The 20,783-nt window shown below is 73.3% G+C and carries 16 protein-coding genes; 11 read left to right on the plus strand and 5 right to left on the minus strand.

What is annotated here, in order from left to right; all coding sequences use genetic code 11:
- Positions 1–245 precede the first annotated feature (245 nt).
- Both WMF24_RS14460 and WMF24_RS14465 read left to right on the plus strand, forming a co-directional pair.
- Positions 246–1,130 carry a PP2C family protein-serine/threonine phosphatase gene (locus WMF24_RS14460; RefSeq protein ID WP_437736979.1) on the plus strand — a complete coding sequence of 295 codons (885 nt, stop codon included), beginning with the start codon at positions 246–248 and terminating at the stop codon, positions 1,128–1,130.
- Between the two features lie 192 nt (positions 1,131–1,322).
- The gene (locus WMF24_RS14465; protein WP_437736980.1) at positions 1,323–2,138 is read left to right on the plus strand and encodes a Cof-type HAD-IIB family hydrolase; all 816 of its coding nucleotides are present in this window, start codon (positions 1,323–1,325) and stop codon (positions 2,136–2,138) included.
- Positions 2,139–2,268: 130 nt separating this feature from the next.
- Here the strand turns inward: WMF24_RS14465 and WMF24_RS14470 are convergent, their stop codons facing one another.
- The gene (locus WMF24_RS14470; protein ID WP_437736981.1) at positions 2,269–2,745 is read right to left on the minus strand and encodes a pyridoxamine 5'-phosphate oxidase family protein; all 477 of its coding nucleotides are present in this window, start codon (positions 2,743–2,745) and stop codon (positions 2,269–2,271) included.
- A gap of 366 nt (positions 2,746–3,111) precedes the next feature.
- Here WMF24_RS14470 and WMF24_RS14475 point away from each other — a divergent pair, with 366 nt between their 5' ends.
- A complete protein-coding gene (locus WMF24_RS14475; protein WP_437736982.1) occupies positions 3,112–3,993 on the plus strand; it encodes a sensor histidine kinase in 882 nt (293 codons plus the stop codon).
- A gap of 39 nt (positions 3,994–4,032) precedes the next feature.
- On the opposite strand, the gene hisH is transcribed toward WMF24_RS14475, so the two are convergent.
- Both hisH and hisB read right to left on the minus strand, forming a co-directional pair.
- Entirely contained in the window at positions 4,033–4,710 is a 678-nt protein-coding gene (hisH, locus tag WMF24_RS14480; protein ID WP_437736983.1) for an imidazole glycerol phosphate synthase subunit HisH, read from the minus strand.
- Positions 4,711–4,712: 2 nt separating this feature from the next.
- Positions 4,713–5,300 (minus strand): imidazoleglycerol-phosphate dehydratase HisB, encoded by a 588-nt coding sequence (gene hisB / locus WMF24_RS14485; RefSeq protein ID WP_437736984.1) that lies wholly within the window; start codon positions 5,298–5,300, stop codon positions 4,713–4,715.
- Between the two features lie 274 nt (positions 5,301–5,574).
- Between hisB and WMF24_RS14490 the strand changes: the two genes are divergently transcribed.
- Genes WMF24_RS14490 through WMF24_RS14500 form a run of 3 tightly spaced genes read left to right on the plus strand, consistent with a single transcriptional unit; the run spans position 5,575 to position 9,175 of the window.
- A complete protein-coding gene (locus WMF24_RS14490) occupies positions 5,575–7,176 on the plus strand; it encodes a serine/threonine-protein kinase (RefSeq protein ID WP_437736985.1) in 1,602 nt (533 codons plus the stop codon).
- Complete coding sequence (locus WMF24_RS14495) at positions 7,173–8,249, plus strand: PEGA domain-containing protein (protein ID WP_437736986.1); 1,077 nt, start codon at positions 7,173–7,175, stop codon at positions 8,247–8,249. The genes WMF24_RS14490 and WMF24_RS14495 overlap by 4 nt, the downstream gene beginning before the upstream one ends.
- On the plus strand, positions 8,246–9,175 hold the full coding sequence (locus WMF24_RS14500) for a hypothetical protein (protein ID WP_437736987.1): 930 nt from the start codon (positions 8,246–8,248) through the stop codon (positions 9,173–9,175). The genes WMF24_RS14495 and WMF24_RS14500 overlap by 4 nt, the downstream gene beginning before the upstream one ends.
- Positions 9,176–9,262: 87 nt before the next feature.
- Here WMF24_RS14500 and WMF24_RS14505 read toward each other — a convergent pair whose 3' ends face one another.
- Together WMF24_RS14505 and WMF24_RS14510 are read right to left on the minus strand one after the other, a co-directional pair.
- Entirely contained in the window at positions 9,263–11,629 is a 2,367-nt protein-coding gene (locus WMF24_RS14505; protein WP_437736988.1) for a thrombospondin type 3 repeat-containing protein, read from the minus strand.
- Between the two features lie 75 nt (positions 11,630–11,704).
- Positions 11,705–13,450 (minus strand): OmpA family protein, encoded by a 1,746-nt coding sequence (locus WMF24_RS14510; protein WP_437736989.1) that lies wholly within the window; start codon positions 13,448–13,450, stop codon positions 11,705–11,707.
- Positions 13,451–13,604: 154 nt separating this feature from the next.
- Here WMF24_RS14510 and WMF24_RS14515 point away from each other — a divergent pair, with 154 nt between their 5' ends.
- The 5 genes from WMF24_RS14515 (at position 13,605) to WMF24_RS14535 (ending at position 20,783) form a co-directional block, all read left to right on the plus strand.
- Positions 13,605–14,609, plus strand: coding sequence for a PEGA domain-containing protein (locus WMF24_RS14515; RefSeq protein ID WP_437736990.1), 1,005 nt, complete (start codon positions 13,605–13,607; stop codon positions 14,607–14,609).
- On the plus strand, positions 14,609–16,573 hold the full coding sequence (locus WMF24_RS14520) for a hypothetical protein (protein ID WP_437736991.1): 1,965 nt from the start codon (positions 14,609–14,611) through the stop codon (positions 16,571–16,573). Before WMF24_RS14515 ends, WMF24_RS14520 begins: the two co-directional genes overlap by 1 nt.
- A gap of 101 nt (positions 16,574–16,674) precedes the next feature.
- Positions 16,675–17,511 (plus strand): hypothetical protein, encoded by an 837-nt coding sequence (locus tag WMF24_RS14525; protein ID WP_437736992.1) that lies wholly within the window; start codon positions 16,675–16,677, stop codon positions 17,509–17,511.
- Between the two features lie 52 nt (positions 17,512–17,563).
- Complete coding sequence (gene lon, locus WMF24_RS14530; RefSeq protein WP_437736993.1) at positions 17,564–19,978, plus strand: endopeptidase La; 2,415 nt, start codon at positions 17,564–17,566, stop codon at positions 19,976–19,978.
- Between the two features lie 13 nt (positions 19,979–19,991).
- Positions 19,992–20,783, plus strand: coding sequence for an SDR family oxidoreductase (locus WMF24_RS14535; RefSeq protein ID WP_437736994.1), 792 nt, complete (start codon positions 19,992–19,994; stop codon positions 20,781–20,783).

A 20,783-nucleotide genomic window follows, 5' to 3' on the forward strand; every position in this document is an offset into this window, starting at 1 on the left:
CCGCACCAGACGACGTATCGATGGCGGAGACGTGCGACGCACCCACGGCTGATCGACGATTTTCGCGCGTGTGTGTGAATCACACGACAGTTTCTGCGCTTCCGCCCTATGCGCATCAGGAAGTCCAGGAGGCACCGGCATACGCGCGCTGGATCTCAGCGGCGAGCACGTATCGACGGTTACAATCCTGCTGCCCGGGGGGATGGCCGATCCGTGGGTGAAAGCAACGAAACAGGAGAGAATACATGACATCGACGGCACTGCGAGCTGAGGACATCACGGTGAGGGCCTGTGGTATTACCGACGTTGGCCGTGTTCGTAAGAACAACGAGGACACGCTCCTCATCGCGCACCTCACGTCGGTCGCCAAGACAGCGCCGCCTGCCCAGGCGGTCACCTTCGAAGCCTCCTATCCCGTCTTGCTGGCCGTCTCCGACGGTATGGGCGGCGCGGCCGCCGGCGAGGTCGCGAGCGCCCTTGTCGTCGAGGCGCTGCGGCGCGCCATGGCCTCGGCGCGCGGCAACTGGGACGAAGCGACCCTCGTCGCCGTGGAGCGAGCGAACCGCGAGGTGTGGCAAGCCTCGCAGCAGCCGGGCCGCAAGGGCATGGGCGCGACGCTCACCGCGGTCTGCGTGCACGGGACGGAGGCGCACGTCGCCGAGGTGGGCGATTCACGTGCCTACCTGATCCGCAACGGGCAGATCCTCCAGATCACGCACGACCAGAGCTTCGTGCAGGCGCTCATCGACGCCGGCATGATCCAGCCCGAGGAGGCGGAGCGCCACCCGATGCGGAGCATGCTGCTCCAGGCGATGGGCCTGGACCCTGACGTCAAGGCCAGCGTCGCGCGGCTCGATCTACGGCGTGATGATCGCTTCCTGCTCTGCTCGGACGGGCTCTCCAACAAGCTCTCGGCCGCGGATATGCTCGCCGTGATCGAGCGAGGTCCCTCGATCGAGGCCGCGTGCGAGCGGCTCGTCGCGCTCGCGAACGAGCGCGGCGGCGAGGACAACATCACGGCCATCGTCGCCGAGGTGCACGGGGAGGGGCTCACGCCGCCGAGGAGGGGCGAGAGGGCCGCCCAGACGCTCCACACGGTCACGGAGTTCGAGCCGAAGAAGAAGATCTGAGCGTCGCCGCGCCGGCGCCGCCGAGCGACCTCTCACCCGTTCGGGCCCGCCTGCGCGCGCCTCGCGGCGATGGGGCGAGCGCGTCGCCGCCGGCGTCACGATCCGACGCGGCGCGCGGCGAGGTTCCTCCGGACATATCGCGCGCCCGGGCTCGGCCGTGCTAGTGGCGGGCGGCAGGACAGGAGAGCGCGCATGAGCTCGGGAGCACTTCGGGGCGTCGCCTTGGATCTGGACGGGACGCTGCTGCGATCCGACCATTCGGTGTCGGCGGAGATGCGGTCGCTGTGCTCGGCGTTGACCCGCAAGGGGATCCTGCTGACGCTGATCAGCTCGCGCCCCCCTCGCTCCGTGGAGGAGATCGCCGGCGACCTGGGGCTGGAAGGGCCCTGGGCGGCGCTGAACGGGGCCTTCGTCTTCGGCGCCGGCCGGGAGATCCTCGACCGCTCGCCGCTGCCGCAGGCGAGCGTGGAGCGCCTCCTGGCGCGCTACGGGCGAGACGATCGCGTCAGCCTGAACCTCTACGCGGGCTTCGACTGGATCGTTCAGTCCGTCGATCGGCGCGTTTGGGGCGAGGCGGAGATCATCGGCTTTGCGCCCACGGTCGATGTCGGCTTCGCGAGCCGCCCCGTCACCGAAAAGATCCTGATGATCACCGACGAGGGAGGCGACGACGGCGCACGGCTCGCCGAGGAGCTCGAGGCGTTCGACGACGACGTCGCCGTCGCGCGCTCGAAGCAGAACTACATCGAGATCACGCGCAGCAAGATCGACAAGGGGCGCGCGCTCGCGTTCATCGCCGCCTCCAGGGGGCTGTCCGCGCGGGAGATGGCCGCGGCGGGGGACGGCGAGAACGACATCCCCATGCTGAAGGCGTGCGGTTATCCCATCGCGATGGGCCACGGCCCGCGATCGCTCCGGCAGATCGCCGAGCTGGTCGTCGGCAGCAACGACGACGGCTCGCTCACCGAGGCGCTCGGTCGCCTCTTCGGCCTGCTCCCGTCGCCCTGAGTCGTCCACCTGCTTCGGTGCTCCGTGGCCGCGCCACGCCCGAGCGCCCCTTCGGATACGACGATTGTCACAGCGGAGGAAGCCCAGGGGCCAGACGCGGCCGAGCCGTGGCGGCAGGCCGGCGCGGCGCTCAGATGTGCTTCGGTGGATTCAGCTTCTCGTCCGCCGGCTTTCCCTGAACGAGCGCCTTGGCCTTCTCGTACAGGATCCGGAGCCGGCCGCCCTCGGGCTCCCAGTACTCGGCGCGCTCGACGCTCAGCTTCAGCAGGGCGGCGTGCGGGTGCTCGGGGCCGTCCGGCAACCACGCCCTCCACGACGGCTTCCACAGGCTCCGGATCTTCTCCTCGTTCCTGTCGATCGTCGCGCGCGCCGAGATGGAGACGTACGCCCGATCCCGCGGCCTGTAGCAGCAGACCGCGACCTGGTGCTCGCGGGCGATCTCGCCGGTCTTCGGCGTTTCCTCCTGCGTCACGAACCAGAGATCGCAATCCATCAGCTCGGCGGGCTCCTGGATCTCCATCGGCCGCCCTCGCAGCAGCCCCTCCGGGGTCATCGTGACCAGCATGGCGGTGTCGAACTCCCGGAGCAGCGCGCGCAGCTCGCTCATCGACCCGCGGGCCTGAGCCCTGGCTCCGGGCTCTCCACTCTGGTGTTGCTCTCCACTCTGGTGTTGCATGACCACAAAGCTTGTCCGCGGGCCCCGACCCGCAAGCAAGGGCGAGCCCGCACCGGCCTGCGCCGCGGCCTACCGGCGCTACGGCGCCTCCCGAGCCGCCGCTGTCCCGAGGCTCACTGACAGCGGGAATTTGCGCAGTTGGCGGGCGGGACGAGCGCGCGAGGCGACGCCATGACGCGCGTCCGCTCGGCCGAAAGGACCTTATCCATGTCGGAAGTGCCAGTCGGCGAAGGCGCGTGGACGGCACGCATCCTGCTCATCGCAGGGCACACCTCGGATCCGCTATCAGGCTCTGCCATGACCGCGCTCTGCCCCAACCTCGACGATCTCGCCTCCGCCGTCGCGAGCCACGATGACGCTGCCCGGCTCCCGGAGGAGTTCCTGGTGCTCGCCGCGCACGAGATCAGGACCCCGCTCACCTCGCTGCTCCTCCAGCTCCAGCTCACGAAGCGGATGAGCGAGCGCGAGCCCGAGAAGACCCCGGCGTGGGCGGCGGCGATGCTGGCCGTCTTCGACCGTCAGCTCGGCCGGCTCGCCAGGCTGTGCGACGACATGTTCCAGGCGCGGCGCGCCGAGCCGGTCCAGCGCGCCCCGGCCCGCGAGCGGGTGGATCTCGCCGTGCTCGTGCGCGAGGCGGTCGCGGCCGCCGCCGCGCACCGGCCGGCCGCGCGCGGCGCGATCGCGGTCGCCGCCGAGGGCGCGGTGGTCGGCCGGTGGGACCGATCGCAGCTCGAGCGCATGATCTTCCACCTGATCAAGAACGCGATCACCTTCGGCGAGGACAAGCCGATCTCGGTCGAGGTGCGCGCGACGCGCCTGTGGGCGCGGCTCATCGTGCGCGACCACGGCATGGGGATCGCGCGCGAGGACCAGGAGCGCATCTTCGCGCGCTTCGAGCGCGCGGTCCCGGTGGAGCGCTTCGGCGGCCTGGGGCTCGGCCTCTACATCGCGCACGCCGCGGTCCGCGCGCACGGAGGCGCGATCCGCGTGGAGAGCGAGCTCGGCCGCGGCGCCGCGTTCATCGTCGACCTCCCCCTCACGCCGCGGCCGACGGAGCGCGGGGTCGCGGCGCGCAAGGGGCGAGCGCTCCCGTCACGGCGCGGCCTGGCCGCGCGCGAGCCGGAGCTGCGGCGCGCGCACCTCGGGCTCGCGCACCACCGAGCGCACCGCCCGCACTAGGTTTTCTCGAGGCTTCGCGCCGAACCCTGGCGCCGCGGCTCACCCGCCGAGGAACCGGACGAGCAGGCGGAGGCCGGTCTCCTGGCTCTTCTCGGGGTGGAACTGCGTCGCGGTCACGTTGTCCCGCTCGATCGCCGCGGTGATCCGGTGCGGTCCGTGCTGCGTCGTCGCCGCGACGAGCGTGGGGTCGTCGGGGACCGCGTGGTAGCTGTGGACGAAGTAGACGAACGGGTTCTCCCCGGCGAACGCGCGGAGCGGGCCCTGGACCTCGCGGGTGAGCGCGATGCGGTTCCACCCCATGTGGGGGATCTTGATCCCGGACCAGGGCTCGCCTGCCGGCGCGCCGGCCTCGGCCACGTTCAGCGCCGGGGTGAGGCGCTTGACGACGCCGGGGAACACGCCGAGCCCTCGCGCGCCCTCGGCCTCCTCGCTCGCGTCGAGGAGCGCCTGCATGCCGAGGCAGATGCCGAGGTACGGGGTGCCCTTGCGGATCTGCTCGTGGAGCGCTTCGCCGAGGCCGTTCGCCAGCGCGGCCGCGCAGTCGCGGAAGGCGCCCTGGCCCGGCACCACCACCTTGTCCGCCCGCGCGACGAGCTCCGGATCGCCCGTGCGCGTCACGGCGCACGGCGCGCCGGCCTCTCCGGCGGCCTGGAGGAGCGCCCGCTCGACGGAGCGCAGGTTGCCCATCCCGAAGTCGACGAGAGCGATCGCTTGCATGGTCAGAGGCTCCCCTTGGTGGACGGGATGCCGGCGACGCGCGGCTCGATCCGGGTCGCCTTCATCAGCGCCTTGGCGAAGGATTTGAAGCAGATCTCGACGATGTGGTGGAGGTTGTCCCCCTCGATGAGGCGGACGTGGAGGTTGGCGCCCGCGCCGCGCGCGAAGCCCTCGAAGAACACGGGGGCGAGCTCGACGTCCCAGGTGCCGAGCTTCGCCTTCGGCAGCGGCACGCGCCAGACGAAGTACGGCCTGCCGGAGAGATCCAGCGCGCACTGCGCCATCGCCTCGTCCATCGGGAGCGTCGCCTCGCCGTAGCGCGCGATGCCCGCCTTGTCGCCGAGCGCCTGCTGCACGGCCGTGCCCAGGGTGATGCCGCAGTCCTCGGTCGTGTGGTGGCCGTCGATCTCGACGTCGCCCTCGGCGTGGATGGTGAGGTCGAACAGGCCGTGGCGGGCGATCTGATCGAGCATGTGCGTGAGGAAGGGGAGCGGCGTCTTGATCGACGAGCGGCCCTGGCCGTCGAGATCGATCTCGATGCGGATGTCGGTCTCGCGCGTCTTGCGCTCGACGTTGGCGATGCGGGGCATGGCGCGTAGGGTAGTCGCCCCGGACCGCCATGGGGAGCGCCACGGATGAGCCGCCCGTCCGCTGCGCGCCCGGGCCGGCTCCGCGGCCGCCGTCGTGGCCAGGTCGACGTCTGAACACGTCTGTCTTGTCCGGCTCATCAGGCCCCAGCTGCCCGGCCGGCGGCTCCCGGTGCCGGCCGGCAAGTCTTGGAGGCCAGCGCCGGATGGAATAAGGTGGCCCCTGGATAACGTGGCGATGGTGGCGCCCGAAGGCAGCCCCAGCGCAGGAGCGTCCGTGAGCGCACCGGTTGCCGAAGGTCAAGTTCTGTCGGGAAAATACCGGGTCGAGCGCATCCTCGGGCAGGGGGGCATGGGCGTCGTCGTTGCCGCCTTGCACGAGCAGCTCCAGCAGCGGGTCGCCATCAAGCTGCTCCATCCCGGCGCCAACGCCGAGATGGTGGAGCGCTTCGTGCGCGAGGCGCGCGCGGCGGTGCGCCTGAAGAGCGAGCACGTCGCCCGCGTGCTCGACGTCGGCACGCTCGAGACCGGCGCGCCGTTCATGGTGATGGAGTACCTGGAGGGGAGCGACCTGCAGCAGACGCTGCGGGAGCGCGGCCCGCTCGAGCTGGAGGAGGCCGTCGGCTACGTGCTCGAGGCGTGCGAGGCCATCGCCGAGGCGCACGCGGCCGGCATCATCCACCGCGATCTGAAGCCGGCGAACCTGTTCCTCACGCGCGGGGCCGACGGCAGCGGCATGGTGAAGGTGCTCGACTTCGGCATCTCGAAGGCGCTGGCGGATCCGTCGGCGGCCGGGGCCGAGCCGGAGCTCGGGCTGACGAAGACGGCCATGGTGCTCGGGTCGCCGCTCTACATGGCGCCGGAGCAGATGCGCTCGGCGCGGACGGTCGACACGCGCGCGGACATCTGGTCGCTCGGCGCCATCCTGTACCAGCTCCTCACGGCGCGCGTCCCGTTCGATGCGAGCTCCCTGTCCGAGCTCATCCTGATGATCAACACCGAGGCGCCGCCGTCTCCGAGCCTCTTCCGGCGCGACCTGCCGCCGGGCCTGGAGGCGGCGATCCTTCGCTGCCTCGAGAGGGACGTCGCGAAGCGCTTCAGGTCGGTCGCCGAGCTCGCGGGCGCCATCGTCGATTTCGGTCCTCCGCTCGCGCTGGCCTCGCTGGAGCGGATCGAGCGGACGCTGGGGCTCGTGCCCGCGGTCGCCTGGCGCGACAGGGCGAGCGCCGCGCGCGAGCGGATGAGCGTCCCCCCGGGGCCGACGGCGCAGGCGCGGGGCAGCGTCATGCCGCCTGCGGACGCTGCGGCCGGCACCGCTGCGGCCGCGACCGCCGGCGCCGCGGTCGGCCCCTCGGCGGCCACGGCGCCCGGCTGGGCGGCCGCGGGCTCCGCGTCCGCCGGTCGCAAGCGGACGGGCCTCGTGCTCGCGCTCGCCGGGGTGGGCGTCGCAGCGGTGCTCGGCGGGGTCCTGCGCCTCGTCCTGTTCCGCAGCGATCCGGCGGATCCGTCGGCCCTGGCCGAGACAACCACCGCCGGGCCGTCCGCGCCCGCCACGGCCGCGGCGCCTCCGCCGGTCGCTCCGATCGTGACCGCCGCGACCGCGGCAGCGCCGGCAGATACGGCGACCGCGCCGGCGACGGCATCGGCGCCCGCGGCCGCACCGGTGGCATCGCCGGCGATCGCATCGGCGTCGCCGGCGGCCACGACCGCGACCCCCGCGCCCACGGCGCCCCGGCGGACGGCCCCGGCGGGGTCGGCGTCGGCTCGACCCGCCACGGCAGCTTCGTCCTCGGCCGCCCCGTCGACAACGACGGCCGCGCCGCAGGGGAATGCGAACCCCAGCGTCTTCGACCGGCTCAACGAGAGAGCACCCAAGTGAGCTTGCCTGAAAATAAACGACTCCCCCGGTGGCGCCGCAGGTGTCTCCGCATCACGGCCGCGCTCGCGCTCGGCGGCGCCGCGCTGACCGGGGCCGCGCCCGCTGGAGCGCAGCCCGCGCCCGCTGGAGCGCAGCCCGCGCCCGCTGCGAGCGCCCCCGCAGCCCCGCGCCCGCTGTCCGAGACGCTGACGGGCGAGGCCAAGGCCGAGTACGAGGCGGCGCGGATCCTCTTCAACGACGGCGACTACCGCAACGCGATCATCAAGTTCGAGCGCGCCTACGAGCTCTCCCGCGACCCGCGGCTGCTCTGGAACATCGCGCTCTGCCAGAAGAACCTGAAGCGCTACACGCGCCTGCTCGCGACGATCGAGCAGCTCCTTCGCGACGCCGGCCCGCAGCTCACGGAGCAGGATCGCAAGGACGCCGCCGAGCTCATCGAGGCGACGAAGGCCTACGTGAGCCGCCTCGATCTCCAGGCGAGCGAGGCGGGCGCCACCGTCCTCGTCGACGGCGAGGAGGTCGGCCAGACCCCGCTGCGCGAGCCCGTGCTGCTCGACATCGGCACCCGCAAGATCCGCGTGACGAAGAGGGGATTCAAGGACGTCGAGGTCTCCGAGCAGGTGGCGGGCGGCGGCGTGGTCACGGTCAAGGCCACGCTGGAGAGAGAGGTCCACCAGGGCCGGCTCATCGTCGCGGCGCCGCCGGATGCCGTCATCTCGCTCGACGGCCGCGTGGTCGGCCGCGGCACCTGGGAGGGCCCGGTGCCGAGCGGCGGGCATGCGCTCCGCGTCACGGCGTCCGGGATGGCGTCGCACCAGTCCGAGGTCATGATCCACGACGACCAGACGCGCCGCGTGCAGATCTCGCTTCAGCCGCTGCCCAAGGACAGCAACCTCGAGAGCTGGATCTGGATCGGCGGCGGCGTCGTCGCGCTCACGGGCGTGGTCCTCCTGAGCCTCGGGGCCTTCGACGGGGACGCGCCGGTGAGCGGCAACACGTCGCCCGGCTCGGTCGCCCTGTCCGCGCGAGGCGGCGGCGCCACCTTCGTGATCCCGTTCGGGGGGGGCCGATGATCCGCGGCCGCCGGTTCGCTCCCGTCGCGCTCGTCGTGCTCGGCGCGCTCGCGTGCGGAGGCTGCTCTGCGCCCGACGAGATCGTCGTCGCCGTCTCGACGGATCTGGCCCTGCCAAAGGACTTCGACGTCCTCCAGGTCCAGGTGTTCGAGGGCGGCACGCGCAAATTCGAGCAGGCCTACGAGCGGCTCGGCGAGGCCGACGCCGCCGCGCGCTTGCCGGCGACGATCGGCTTCTTCTCGTCCGGCGACGGGGGGGAAGCCATCCGGATCAAGGTCAGCGCCCGCGTCAACGACGCGCTCGGCCCCGTGCGGATCCTGCGCGAGGCGGTCACGAGGATCCCGAAGGATCGCATCGTGCTCCTGACCCTGCCGCTCGACTTCCTATGCGACGGCTCGGCGCGCAGCGAGGGCAGCGGCGACGTCGTGAGCACGCTCTGCGGGGAAGGGCAGACCTGCGTCGCGGGGGCGTGCGTGTCGAGCCAGATCGATGCGAGCGCGCTGCCCGACTACGCGCCGGGGGACGTCTACGGCGGCGGCGCCGGCGACGGGAGCGGGGAGTGCTTCGACGTGACGACCTGCTTCGAGGACGGGACGCCGGCGGACGTCGACCGGGAGACGTGCACCATCGCGACCGAGCGCGGGGCCACGCTGAACGTGGCGCTGCAGACCGCCGCGGGGGACGGCATCTGCGACGACGGCGAGGGCGACGACAAGCGGTGCCTTGTGGCGCTCGACGCCGGGAGCGACGCCGGCTTCCGGGTCGAGGACGACGGGCGGATCGCGCTGCCGCCCGCCGTGTGCGGGCGGATGGCGGACAGGATCGCGGCCGTGCTGACGGCGCCGACGACGGCGGCATGCGCCCAGAAGACCGCGGGGCTGCCGACGTGCGGGCCGTGGTCGGCGTCGGGGTCGAAGGCGCCCTGACCCGAGGGGGCGTCGCCCTGCGCGCCCCGAACAACGCCCGGATCAGGCCACGCGGAGCGCCGGAGCCGCCGGCGCAGCGCTCCGTCGCTACCTGGCCGATGTGGGCGCGTCGCCCCGTCGACGCCGGCGACCGGCGAGGAGCGCCGCGATCGCGGCGAGCAACCCCACGGACGAGGACGCCGGCGGCCCCTCGGCGCGCGCCGCGAGCCCGCAGCCGTTGCCGTGCGCCCGCGGCGTGCCGCCGCCGGGCTGCGAAGCGCCCCCGTCGCCGCCCGCGCCGATGCCGCCGCCCTGGCCGGCGCCCCCGTCGCCGCCCGCACCGGGGCCGCCGCCCTCGCCGTCACCCCCGTCGCCGCCGCCGCCCGCGCCACCCTCACCGTCGCCGCCTGTGCCCCCGCCTCCAGCGCCCGCGCCGTCCGGCACGCAGCCGCCGGCGACACAGGTGCCGCCGGGGCAGCGGGCGCCCTCGTTCGGGAACAGGGCGCACTCGCCGTACCTCGGATGGCACCGCGCAGCGGTGCAGACGTCCCCGGAGGGCGCGCACTGGAGCGGATCGCTGCCCTTGCAGACGCCGCCCTGGCAGGCGTCGGTCAGCGTGCAGGGATCGCCGTCGTCGCACGGCGTACCGTCGGGCTTCGGCGGCGCGTCGCAGGCGCATGCGTCGCCCACGCCGTCGCCGTCCGTGTCCTCCTGCGCGCCGTTCGACAGGAGCGGGCAGTTGTCGTCGGCGTCGGGAACGCCGTCGCCGTCGTCATCGTCGTCGCAGCGGTCGCCGGCCCCGTCGACGTCGGCGTCGTTCTGGCTCGGGTTCGACGCGACCGGGCAGTTGTCCGTGCTGTCCGGGGTTCCGTCGCCGTCGTCGTCGTCGTCGCACGCGTCGCCGTCCCCGTCGCGATCGAGATCGGCCTGGTCGGGGTTCGGTACGGCGCGGCAGTTGTCGACGCCGTCCTCCACGCCGTCGTCATCCATGTCCCTGGCGTTCAGATCGCACGCGTCACCCCGGCCGTCCGCGTCCTCGTCGGCCTGATCGGGGTTGGGGACGAGGGGGCAGTTGTCGCCCCCATCCACGTGCGCGTCGTTGTCGTCGTCGCTGTCGCACGCGTCCCCGATGTCGTCCGGCGGCGACTCCGCGGGGTTGTTCTCCTGCCCCGCGTTGGGCACCGACGGGCAGTTGTCGGCGGCGTCGGGCACGCCGTCGCCGTCATCGTCTGGATCGCAGGCGTCGCCGGCCCCGTCGCCCTCCAGATCGGACTGATCGGCGTTGGGCACGAGCGGGCAGTTGTCGCCGGCGTCGGGTACGCCGTCGCCGTCGTCGTCTGGATCGCAGGCGTCACCGGCGCCGTCCTCGTCGGTGTCTGTCTGATCGGCGTTGGGCACGAGCCGGCAATTGTCGGCGGCATCGGGCACGCCGTCGCCGTCGTCGTCGGGATCGCAGGTGTCGCCGTCGCCGTCCTCGTCGGTGTCTGTCTGATCGGGGTTCGGCGTTGACGGGCAGTTGTCCTCGGCGTCGGCCGCGCCATCGCCGTCGTCGTCGGGATCGCAGGCGTCGCCGGCGCCGTCCTCGTCGGTGTCTGTCTGATCGGGGTTCGGCGTCGACGGGCAGTTGTCCTCGGCGTCGTTCGCCCCGTCGTCGTCGCTGTCGTCGTCGATGCCGTCGTCGATGTCCCAGTTGACGACGCCGACGCGCTCCGCCCTCGTCATCCCGAGCAGCATCTCCTCGGGGACCGTGTCGAGGGACATCGCGCTCGCGTGCGCCTCGGCCTGGCTCCCGCGCTGGCCGCCGAAGTGCATGAGGACCTGCGTCCTTCCGGGCGGCACCGGCAGGACGAACTCGACGAAGGGCCCCTCGGTCCCCGCGCAGTCGAAGACGGTCATCCCCACGCTCTTCGGCGCGAGCGACGCGGAGGGCCCATGGAAGTTGAAGTGCAGGCTCGGATCGCCGGCCATGTCGACGTCGTCCGTGGCGAGCCATCGATCCGCCGGCGTGAACTCCCGATCGCCGCTGTGCGACTGCGTGATGACGGTGCCGCGGTCGGCTCCGACGTTCGTCTCGATCCGCACGACGGCGGTGAGCGCGCCGCCGGTGGGGTTGTGGAAGATCTCCAGGAAGCGCGCCCACCCTGCGTCCGCGGGCACGTACACCTTCCGGGTGACCTCGAGCCGTCCGAGGAGCGCCGGCCCGTGGACGATCTGCCGCCCATCCATCTCCGCCGCCGCCCGGTCCGAGGCGGGGAAGAAGACATCGTCGACCCGCAGCCGCATGCCGGTGTCGAAGGCGTCGTTGGTCCCGCCCTGGATCACCCCGTCCGTGTAGACATCCCACAGGAAGTTGAGGCCATCGACGAGCTCCTGAGAGGGGCCCGCGCTGGAGCACTGCGCCGCCGCGCTGCGCGGCGCCGTCGCGATCGCCAGCGTGATGCCGAGCGCTGTGGCCATGACGGTTCGCTTCATCATCTCCCTCTTGCTCCCCGGGCCGCGCCTCGCGACCCGACCGGGCCCGTCGCCGTCACGGCGCCGGACATCGCGGCCTCAGGGCTGCTTCTTCTCCAGGACCAGGATCTCTATCCGCCGGTTCTTCTCCCGCCCGGCCGCGCTCTTGTTGTCCGCGATCGGCCGGCTCGACCCGTATCCCTTCGCCACGAGCCGCTCGGCCGCGATCCCCCGGTCGGCGAGCCACCTGCGCACCGCCTCCGCGCGCGCCGCCGAGAGCGTCTCGTTGAACCTGGCGTTGCCCGCGCCGTCCGTGTGCGCCGACACCTCGATCTTCGCCCACTCCGGGTGCTGCGCGATCACGTCGCGCACCTCGGCGAGCACCGCCTCGCTCTTCGGGTCGATCGGCGCCGGGTCGCTCTTCAGCACGCGGAACAAGACCGGCTCCAGGAGCACGACCTGCGCGCCCTGCACCCGCACCCGCGTCGGGCAGCCTCGCGCGGCCGGGTCGTCGCTCGCCGGGCCCTTCTCCGCGGGGCACGCGTCGGCGTCGTCGAGCAGGCCGTCCCCGTCCTGGTCCGCGGGCTCGCTCGGCGCCGCGGCGGGGCAGCCGGGGCGCGTCGCGCCGCCCGCGGCGTCGCCCTTCTCCGCGGGGCACGCGTCGAGCGCGTCGGGCAAGCCGTCGCCGTCCTGGTCCGCGGGGCAGCCGCGCCGCGCCGGATCGCCGCCGCCCGCCGCCGCGTCGTCGGGGCACCGGTCGTCCTCGTCGGCGACGCCGTCCTCGTCGCGGTCCTCGACGGGGCAGCCGTTTCGCCGTGCGTCCGCGCTGGCCGCCCCGTGCGCGTACGGGCACGCGTCCGCGGGGCCGGCGATGCCGTCTGCGTCCGGGTCCGGGTCTGCCGCGCTCTCTTGCGGGGGCGCGGGAGGCGCCCACGCCACCATCGCCATCGCGCGGAACGACGGCGTGCCGATCGCCTCCCCGAGCCCCGGCCCGGCGGCCGCCCCGACGACGAGGCCCGCGAGGGGGCGGAGCCGGGCGCTCAGCAGCAGCTCGGCGCTCGTGGTCCTGTCCACCGCGACGCGCTCGTTCCCGGTCAGCGCGAGCGAGCCGCCCTGCAGCATCGTCTCCGCGTACAGCTCCGGGCCGACCTGGAGCCGCTCGTCCAGGAGGAGCACCGCCGCGCCGCCGCCGTAGGTGAGCGTCGACGGGTTGCCGGAGCTCCGCATCACCGCGCCGCCCGCGACGCTCCACACCGCGCGCGAGACGCGGCCGCCGAGCAGGATCTGCGGCGTGACGCGGACCGCGCCCTCGCCGATATACGCGTCCGAGGCGCCCGTGGGCAGGTGCAGGGCCGCGCCCGTGCCGATCTGGAGCGCGTCGCCCTCGTCGCCGAGCAGCCGGACGCGCAGGCCGAGGCGCAGATCGCCCATCGCCGGGGACGGCGGCGCCTCGGGCGCGCCCATGCCGGCCGCGGCGGCAGGGCCGTCGCCGCTCTGCGCGAGCACGAGCGGCAGCGAGGCCGAGACGAGCAGGCGATCCCAGAGCGAGAGCGATCCGCCGACGTGCAGCAGCGACTGGCTGTCGACGACCGGGCGCTCGGGCGCCGCGCCATCCGAGATCGTGAGCGGATCCTCCGCGTGATCGAGCACGACGAGCCCGCGCGGGACGAGGTGTCCGCCGATGAACGGCGACGGCACGGCGAACAGCGGGTCGACCGCGGGGGTCGGCTCGAACCGGCTCAGCGCGACGGCGCCAGGCCCCTCTGCGCGCGCGGGCGACGAGCGCAGGGCGATTCCGACGAGCGCGCCCGCGAGCGCCGCGCCCGCGGTGATGAGGCCTCTCATGAGCGCCGGATGGTATCCTCGCCAGCGCAGGCGGAGCAAAGGCGATTCGTCCATGACGTTTCCGTTGTTGTCCGCGTGGCGCGCGTATCGGGTAGCATCGCGGCGACCGGAGCTCGGCCCGCGAGGACTGTCTCCGCCGGAGCAAGGAGATTCGATGCGAGGGAAGCACCTGGGCCAGGGGTGGCGCGCCGTCGCGGCCGCGCTCAGCGTCGGGCTCGCGGCGAGCGTCGCTCAGGCCCAGCCGGCGCCCGCTGCGTCGGCCCAGCCGGCGCCCGCTGCGCCGGCCGAGACGCCGCTCTCGGAGTCGCTGACCGGCATGGCGAAGGCCGAGCACGGGGCGGGCACGGCGCTGTTCAAGGAGGGCGACTACGCGGGCGCGCTCGCGCGCTTCGAGCGCGCCCACGAGCTGTCGCGCGATCACCGCCTGCTCTGGAACGTCGCGCTCTGCCAGAAGAACCTGCGGCGCTACGCGAAGATGCTCGCCACGCTGCGCCGGATGGAGGTCGAGGCGGGCGCCGCGCTGTCGGCGCGCGACCGGCAGGACATCGCCGACCTGATCCAGGCGGCCGGCGCGTACGTCTCCCACCTCGAGATCACGGCGAGCGAGCCGGGGGCGACGGTGTTCGTGGACGACGAGCCGGTCGGGACGACGCCGATCGAGGCCCCGGTGCCCATCGACATCGGCGAGCGCCTCATCCGCGTGTCGAAGCCCGGCTTCGTCGATTTCGTCCGCCGGCAGAAGGTGGTGGGCGGCGGCCGCGTCGCCCTCCTGGCGCGGCTCGACAGGGCTGTGCACCGGGGGAGGCTCGCGATCGTCGCCGGCAAGGACGACCTCATCGCGCTCGACGGCAAGGTGGTGGGCAAGGGCCGCTGGGAGGGATCGGTGCCGAGCGGGACCCACGCGCTGCGCGTGACAGCGCCCGGGATGACGCCCCACGAGGTCTCGATCCTCGTGCGCGACGAGGAGCTCCGCCGCATCGACGTCTCGCTGGAGCGCGCGCCGGAGCGAGGCGGCGCGAGCCGATGGCTATGGATCGGCGGCGGCGCGGCGATCTTCGCCGGCGCGCTCGTCGCGGGCGCCCTGCTCTTCGAGCCGGGCACGCCGGCCGAGCAGGGCAGCCTCGGCACGGTCCCGCTCGGGTTTGGAAGGAGGCGTTGATGCGCACGAGGCGGACGAGGGCGGGTTCGATCGCGGCGGTGTGCCTGCTCACCCTCGCGGCGGCGGCGGGGGTCCCGGCCTGCGGCGGCGAGAAGGGGCAGCTCATGGTCGTCTTCCAGACGGACATGTCGCTGCCCAAGGACATCGACACGATCCGGGTGGAGGCGACGCTCGACGGGTCGGTCGTCTACGACGAGACGTTCGAGCGGCTCGGCGGCGAGGGCTCGATCCGCCTGCCGGCCACGCTCGGCTTCCTCACCCCGGACGATCCGACGCAGGCGCTGCAGGTCCGCGTCATCGCGAGCCGCGGCGGGAAGGACGGGGTGCGGCTGCTCCGCGAGGTGGTGACGACCGTCCCGGAGGGCCGCACCGCGACGCTCCACATGCCCATCCAGTTCCTCTGCGACGGCTCGGCCGAGGTCGAGCGCGACGCGCAGGGCAACGCGCTGCGCGACGCGCAGGGCAACGTGCGCGTGAAGAACGGCTGCCCCGAGGGCCAGAGCTGCGTCGCCGGCTCGTGCGTGCCGCGCGAGATCGACGCGCGCGCCCTGCCCGAGTACGAGGCCGCGGCCGTGTTCGGCGGGGGCGACGGCGACAGCGACGGGCTCTGCTTCGACACCCTCCGGTGCTTCGCCGCCGCCGCGTCGGCGCCGGTCGATCTGGAGGCCTTCGCCGCCGACGAGACCTCCTGCCTCGCCGCCGCGCCGGGCGGCGAGATCAACGTCGCGCTGCTCACGCAAGGCGGCGGCATCTGCGGCGAGCGCGCGTGCTTCGTGCCGCTCGACGCCGAGAGCGACGCGGGCTTCCGGGTCGAGGACGGCAACGTCCTCCGGCTGCCCGTCGAGGTGTGCCGGCGGGCGCAGCAGGGCAAGCTCGCGGGGATCGCGATCGCGCCCGCCGGCGAGGGAAAGTGCCGCAGGAAGGGCACGGACCTGCCGACGTGTGGCCCCTGGTCGGCGTCCGGCGGGGGCCAGTACACCGAGCCCGACGCGTCGGCGCCGATCCCTGTCGCCGTCGCGCAGGTCCACCCGGTGTCGCTGCGCGTGACCGCGGGCGGCGTGGCCTGGATCTCCGGCGCCACCTTCGACGACGCCGGCATGTCCCGGCGCGACGGCGAGCTGAAGGTCGCGCCGCAGGGCGGCGGCGAGCCGCTGATCCTCGGCGCGGCGCAGGCCTCGCCCCGGGACCTCGCGATCGACGAGGCGCGGCAGGTCGTCCTCTGGACGAACGCGGAGGACGGCACGCTGATGGCGGCCCCGCTCGTTGGCGGCGAGCCGCGCGCGCTGCTCGAGGACCTCGAGCAGCCCGAGGGGCTCTCGCTCTCCGGCGACACGCTCACCTGGACCGAGCTCTGGGGCGGCGGCGTCTTCCGGGCGACGCTGAGCGGCGCCGGCGCCGAGGTCGAGCTCGGCGCGCCGGAGGAGCTCGCGCCGCCCGCCGCGGTCGTCGCGTCGCCTTACCGCGTGGCCAGCGCCGGGGACACCGTGTGCTGGACCTACCAGGGCACGCTCGGCAGGACCGACGGCGCGGTGGCGTGCAGCAGGGGAGGGGCCACGTTGCTCGTCGCCTCCGAGCAGCTGACCCCGCGGGAGATCGCGCTCGATGCGGACGGCCAGGGGAACGCGGTGGCGGTCTACTGGGCGAGCTTCGAGGGCGGCAGCGTCTTTCGGGCGGCGCTGGGTGAGGACGAGGTCGGCGAGGCCGCCGAGATCGCGTCGGGCCAGGGCCAGCTCAACGGGCTCGCGCTGGACGAGGACCACATCTACTGGACCCGGCGCGACGCGGGCACGGTCGTGCGCATGCCGAAGGACGGCGGCGAGCCGGAGGTGCTGGCCTCGCAGCAGCAGCGGCCGGGCAGCGTCGCTGTCGACGCGGCGGCCGTCTACTGGATCAACGAGGGCTCGCCGGATCAGGACGACGGCACGCCGGTGAGGGACGGGGCCGTCCTGAAGCTGGCGAAGTGACACGGGCGTCGCGCGGGCGCGCGGCGCGGATCGAGGCGCGGCGCGCGCCCCCGCCGCGCGCCGCCTGCGCGCTCGCCGCCGCGTGTGCTATGGCCGGATCCGTGAAGCGAACGGCCCTTCTCCTGTTCCTGCTGGCGCTCCCCGCGTGCGGATCGAGCTACGCCCAGCAGGGCCCGAGCGACACGCTCCGGGCCTACGCGCAGGCGCTCCAGGAGGGGCGCGTCGACGCGGCCTACCGGCTGCTCTCGGACGAGGCCAAGCGCTCGATGTCGCTCGAGGCCTTCCGGCGCGCGGTCCGGGACAACCCGGACGACGCGCTCGAGATCGCCCGCGCCATCGCGCGGCCCGCGGCGGATCCGGTGGTGACCGCGACGGTCACCATGCCGAACGGCGAGGAGCTCCTGCTCGTCTTCGAGGGGGGCCGCTGGCGGCTCGACGCGGCGGCGGTCGATCTCTACGGCCAGGCGACGCCGCGGCAGGCCCTCGTGGGGTTCCTGCGCGCCTTCGAGCGCCGGCGCTACGACGTCATCATGCGCTACGTTCCCGACGCCGAGAAGGAAGGGCTCGGCGAGCCGGCGGCCAGCGCGCCCGGCGAGGCGGGCGCAGCCGCCGGCGAGGCGAGCGCTGCGGCCGGAGAGGGCGCGGCGCAGCCCGCTGGGCCCGCGGGCGCGGCGGGCAGCGCGCGCGCTGACGCGTCGCAAAAGGCCGGCGGTCGGCCCGGGACGGCCGGGGCGGCGCAGCTCACGCCCGACAAGCTGAAGGCCGCCTGGGAGGGGCCGCAGCGGGAGCAGATCAACCGGGTCGTCCAGGCGATCAAGGCGGCGCTGCCGACCGCGACCATCGAGGAGACCGGGGACAGCGCGTCGATGTCCTACGGCGCTGGTGGCACGGTCGCTCTCATCCGAGAGCACGGGGTCTGGAAGATCAAGGACTTCTAGCGGCTTGCCCGCGACATGGCTTCGCGAAGAGCGCTGTACTAGGGTTGTCCGTATGCCGACAGGCGATCCTTCTTCGCGAACGCCCCCCTCGCCCGACGCCGACAGCGTCCCGATCCTCCCGCTCCGCAACTCGGTCCTGTTTCCGATGTCGGTCGTGCCGATCAACGTCGGACGGCCTCGGAGCGTCCGCCTTGTCGAGGATCTCCTCGGCCGGGAGCGCGCGCTCGTCGGGGTGATCAGCCAGCGGTCGCCGGACGTCGACGAGCCGACGTTCAAGGAGCTCTACTCCGTCGGGACCATCGCGCGCGTGGTGAAGGTCATCCGGCTCGGGCCGAACAACTATTCCGTCGTGCTGAACGGGCTCGGTCGCTTCCGGGTGAAGGCGGCGTTCTCGCTGGAGCCGTACATGCGCGCGCGGATCGAGCGCATCCCGGAGTCCCTCGTGCGCGACGTGGAGCTCGAGGCGCTCGGCGCCGGCCTGCGCGAGGCGACGCGCGAGGTGCTCGGCCTCATGCCGAACCTGCCGCGCGACACAGCGGGCATCCTGGACAACGTGCGCGAGCCCGGCGCGCTCGCCGACCTCATCGCCTCGAACTTCCCGCAGGCGCAGGCGTCGGTCGGCGACAAGCAGGAGATCCTCGAGGCGTTCGACGTGAAGGCGCGCGTGCGCCTCGTGCTCGCGATGGTCGGCCGACAGCTCGAGGTGCTGCGGGTCAAGAAGGAGATCTCCTCCATGGTGCAGGAGGAGATGGGCAAGTCGCAGCGCGAGTACATCCTCCGGCAGCAGATGAAGTCGATCAAGGAGGAGCTCGGCGAGGGCGGCGACGACGACGAGATCGAGGAGCTCCGCGAGCGCATCCGGCGCGCCAAGGTGCCGCCGGAGGTCGACAAGGTCGTGCGCAAGCAGCTCAGCCGTCTGCGCTCGATGGCGCAGCAGTCGGCCGAATTCAACGTGACGAAGACGTACCTCGAGTGGATCGCGGATCTGCCGTGGTCCAAGACGACGGTGGACAAGCTCAGCGTCGAGAGCGTGCGGCGCTGCCTCGACGAGGACCACCTCGGGCTCGAGAAGGTGAAGAAGCGGATCGTCGAGTACTCGGCGATCCGGCAGCTCCGCTCGGACAAGAAGGGGCCGATCCTGCTCTTCATCGGGCCGCCGGGCGTCGGCAAGACGTCGCTCGGCAAGTCGATCGCGCGCAGCATGGGGCGGCGCTACGAGCGCATCGCGCTCGGCGGCGTGCGCGACGAGGCGGAGATCCGCGGCCACCGGCGCACGTACGTCGGCGCGCTGCCCGGGCGCATCCTGCAGGCGCTCAAGAAGGCGGGGACGCGGAACCCGGTGCTCGTGCTCGACGAGGTCGACAAGATGGGCGTCGACCTGCGCGGCGACCCGGCGGCGGCGCTCCTCGAGGTGCTCGACCCCGAGCAGAACTCGACGTTCCAGGACCACTACCTCGACCTGCCGTTCGATCTGTCGCAGGTGATGTTCCTCGCGACGGCGAACAACTGGGACGGCATCCCTGGGCCGCTCGTCGACCGCATGGAGGTCATCGAGGTGCCCGGCTACACGCGGACCGACAAGCTCGGGATCGCGCGGGAGTTCCTGGTGCCGAAGCAGCTCTCGGCGCACGGGCTCACGGACGAGCGCCTGGAGTTCACGGAGGCGGGCGTCGCGTCGATCGTCGACCATTACACGCGCGAGGCGGGCGTGCGCGGCCTCGAGCGGCAGGTCGCGGCGGTGTGCCGCGCGACGGCGGTGAAGGTCGCCGAGGGCCAGGACGTGCGCGAGGTGGTGACGCCCGAGCACGTGGAGCAGGTGCTCGGCCCGCACAAGCACCGGCCCGAGCTGGCCGAGCGGACGCTCCAGCCCGGGGTCGCGACCGGCCTCGCGTGGACCCCGGCGGGCGGCGAGATCCTCTTCATCGAGGCGACGAAGATGCCGGGCAAGGGCAACGTGGTGCTCACCGGCAACATGCGGAACGTGATGCAGGAGTCGGCGAGCACGGCGGTGAGCTTCGTGCGCAGCAAGGCCGACCGGCTGCACCTCGATCCCGAGTGGCTCAAGGAGATCGATCTGCACGTCCACATCCCGCAGCACGGCACGCCGAAGGACGGGCCGAGCGCCGGGGTGACGATGTTCGCCGCGGTGGCGTCGCTGCTCCTCGGCGCGCCGGTGCGGAGCGACGTCGCGATGACGGGGGAGATCTCCCTGCGCGGGCGGGTGATGCCTGTCGGCGGCGTGAAGGAGAAGCTCCTCGCGGCGCACCGCGCCGGCATCCGGCACGTGCTCATCCCCGCGAAGAACCGGCGCGACCTCGAGGACGTGCCGCAGGACGTGAAGGATCAGATCAAGATCACGCTCGTGTCCTCGATGGAGGAGATCCTGCCGCTCGTCCTCGAGCCCCCGCGCCGCTCTCCGGCGCAGAGCGCGTCGGCGGACGAGCTCGAGGAGCAGGCGGGGGCGTGAGGGAGACCGCGCGATGAAGCGGGTGGCCGTGGTCTCGGGCGGCAACAGGGGGATCGGGCTCGAGATCTGCCGGCAGCTCGCGCGCCGCGCGGTCCACGTCGTGCTGGGGAGCAGGGACGAGGGCCGCGGCCGCGCCGCCGCGGCCGCGCTCGCGGAGCAGGGGCTCTCGGTCGAGCCCCGGCGCCTCGACGTGTCCGACGAGGCGAGCGTCGCGGATCTCGCGCGCGCGCTCGCGGCCGAGCACGGCGGCGTCGACATCGTCGTCAACAACGCGGGCATCGCGATGAAGGGCTTCGACGCCGAGGTCGCGCGCGCCACCATCGACGTCAACTTCTTCGGACCGCTCCGCGTGACGGACGCGCTCCTCCCGCTGATGCGGCCAGAGGGGAGGGTCGTCATGGTGACGAGCGGGCTCGGAGACCGGCGCAGCGTCTCCGCGTCGCTCGGGGCACAGCTCGGGAAGGACGACCTGAGGCGCGATGAGCTCGTCGGGCTGATGCGCAGGTTCGTCGACGACGTGCGCGCGGGGCGGCACACGGCCGAGGGGTGGCCGTCGTCGGCCTATGCGGTCTCGAAGATCGGGCTGAACGCGCTCACCGGCGTCCTCGCGAGGGAGCTCGCGGGCGATGGGCGCGGGATCCTCTGCAACGCGGCCTGTCCGGGCTGGGTGCGCACGGACATGGGCGGCGCGAACGCGCCGCGGTCGGTGGAGGAGGGGGCCGAGACGCCGGTGTGGCTCGCGCTGCTGCCGAGCGACGGCCCGCAGGGCGGCGTGTTCCGCGACAGGGCCCCGGCGAGCTGGTGA

Source organism: Sorangium sp. So ce1335 (genome assembly GCF_051521615.1).
GTDB lineage: Bacteria > Myxococcota_A > Polyangia > Polyangiales > Polyangiaceae > Sorangium.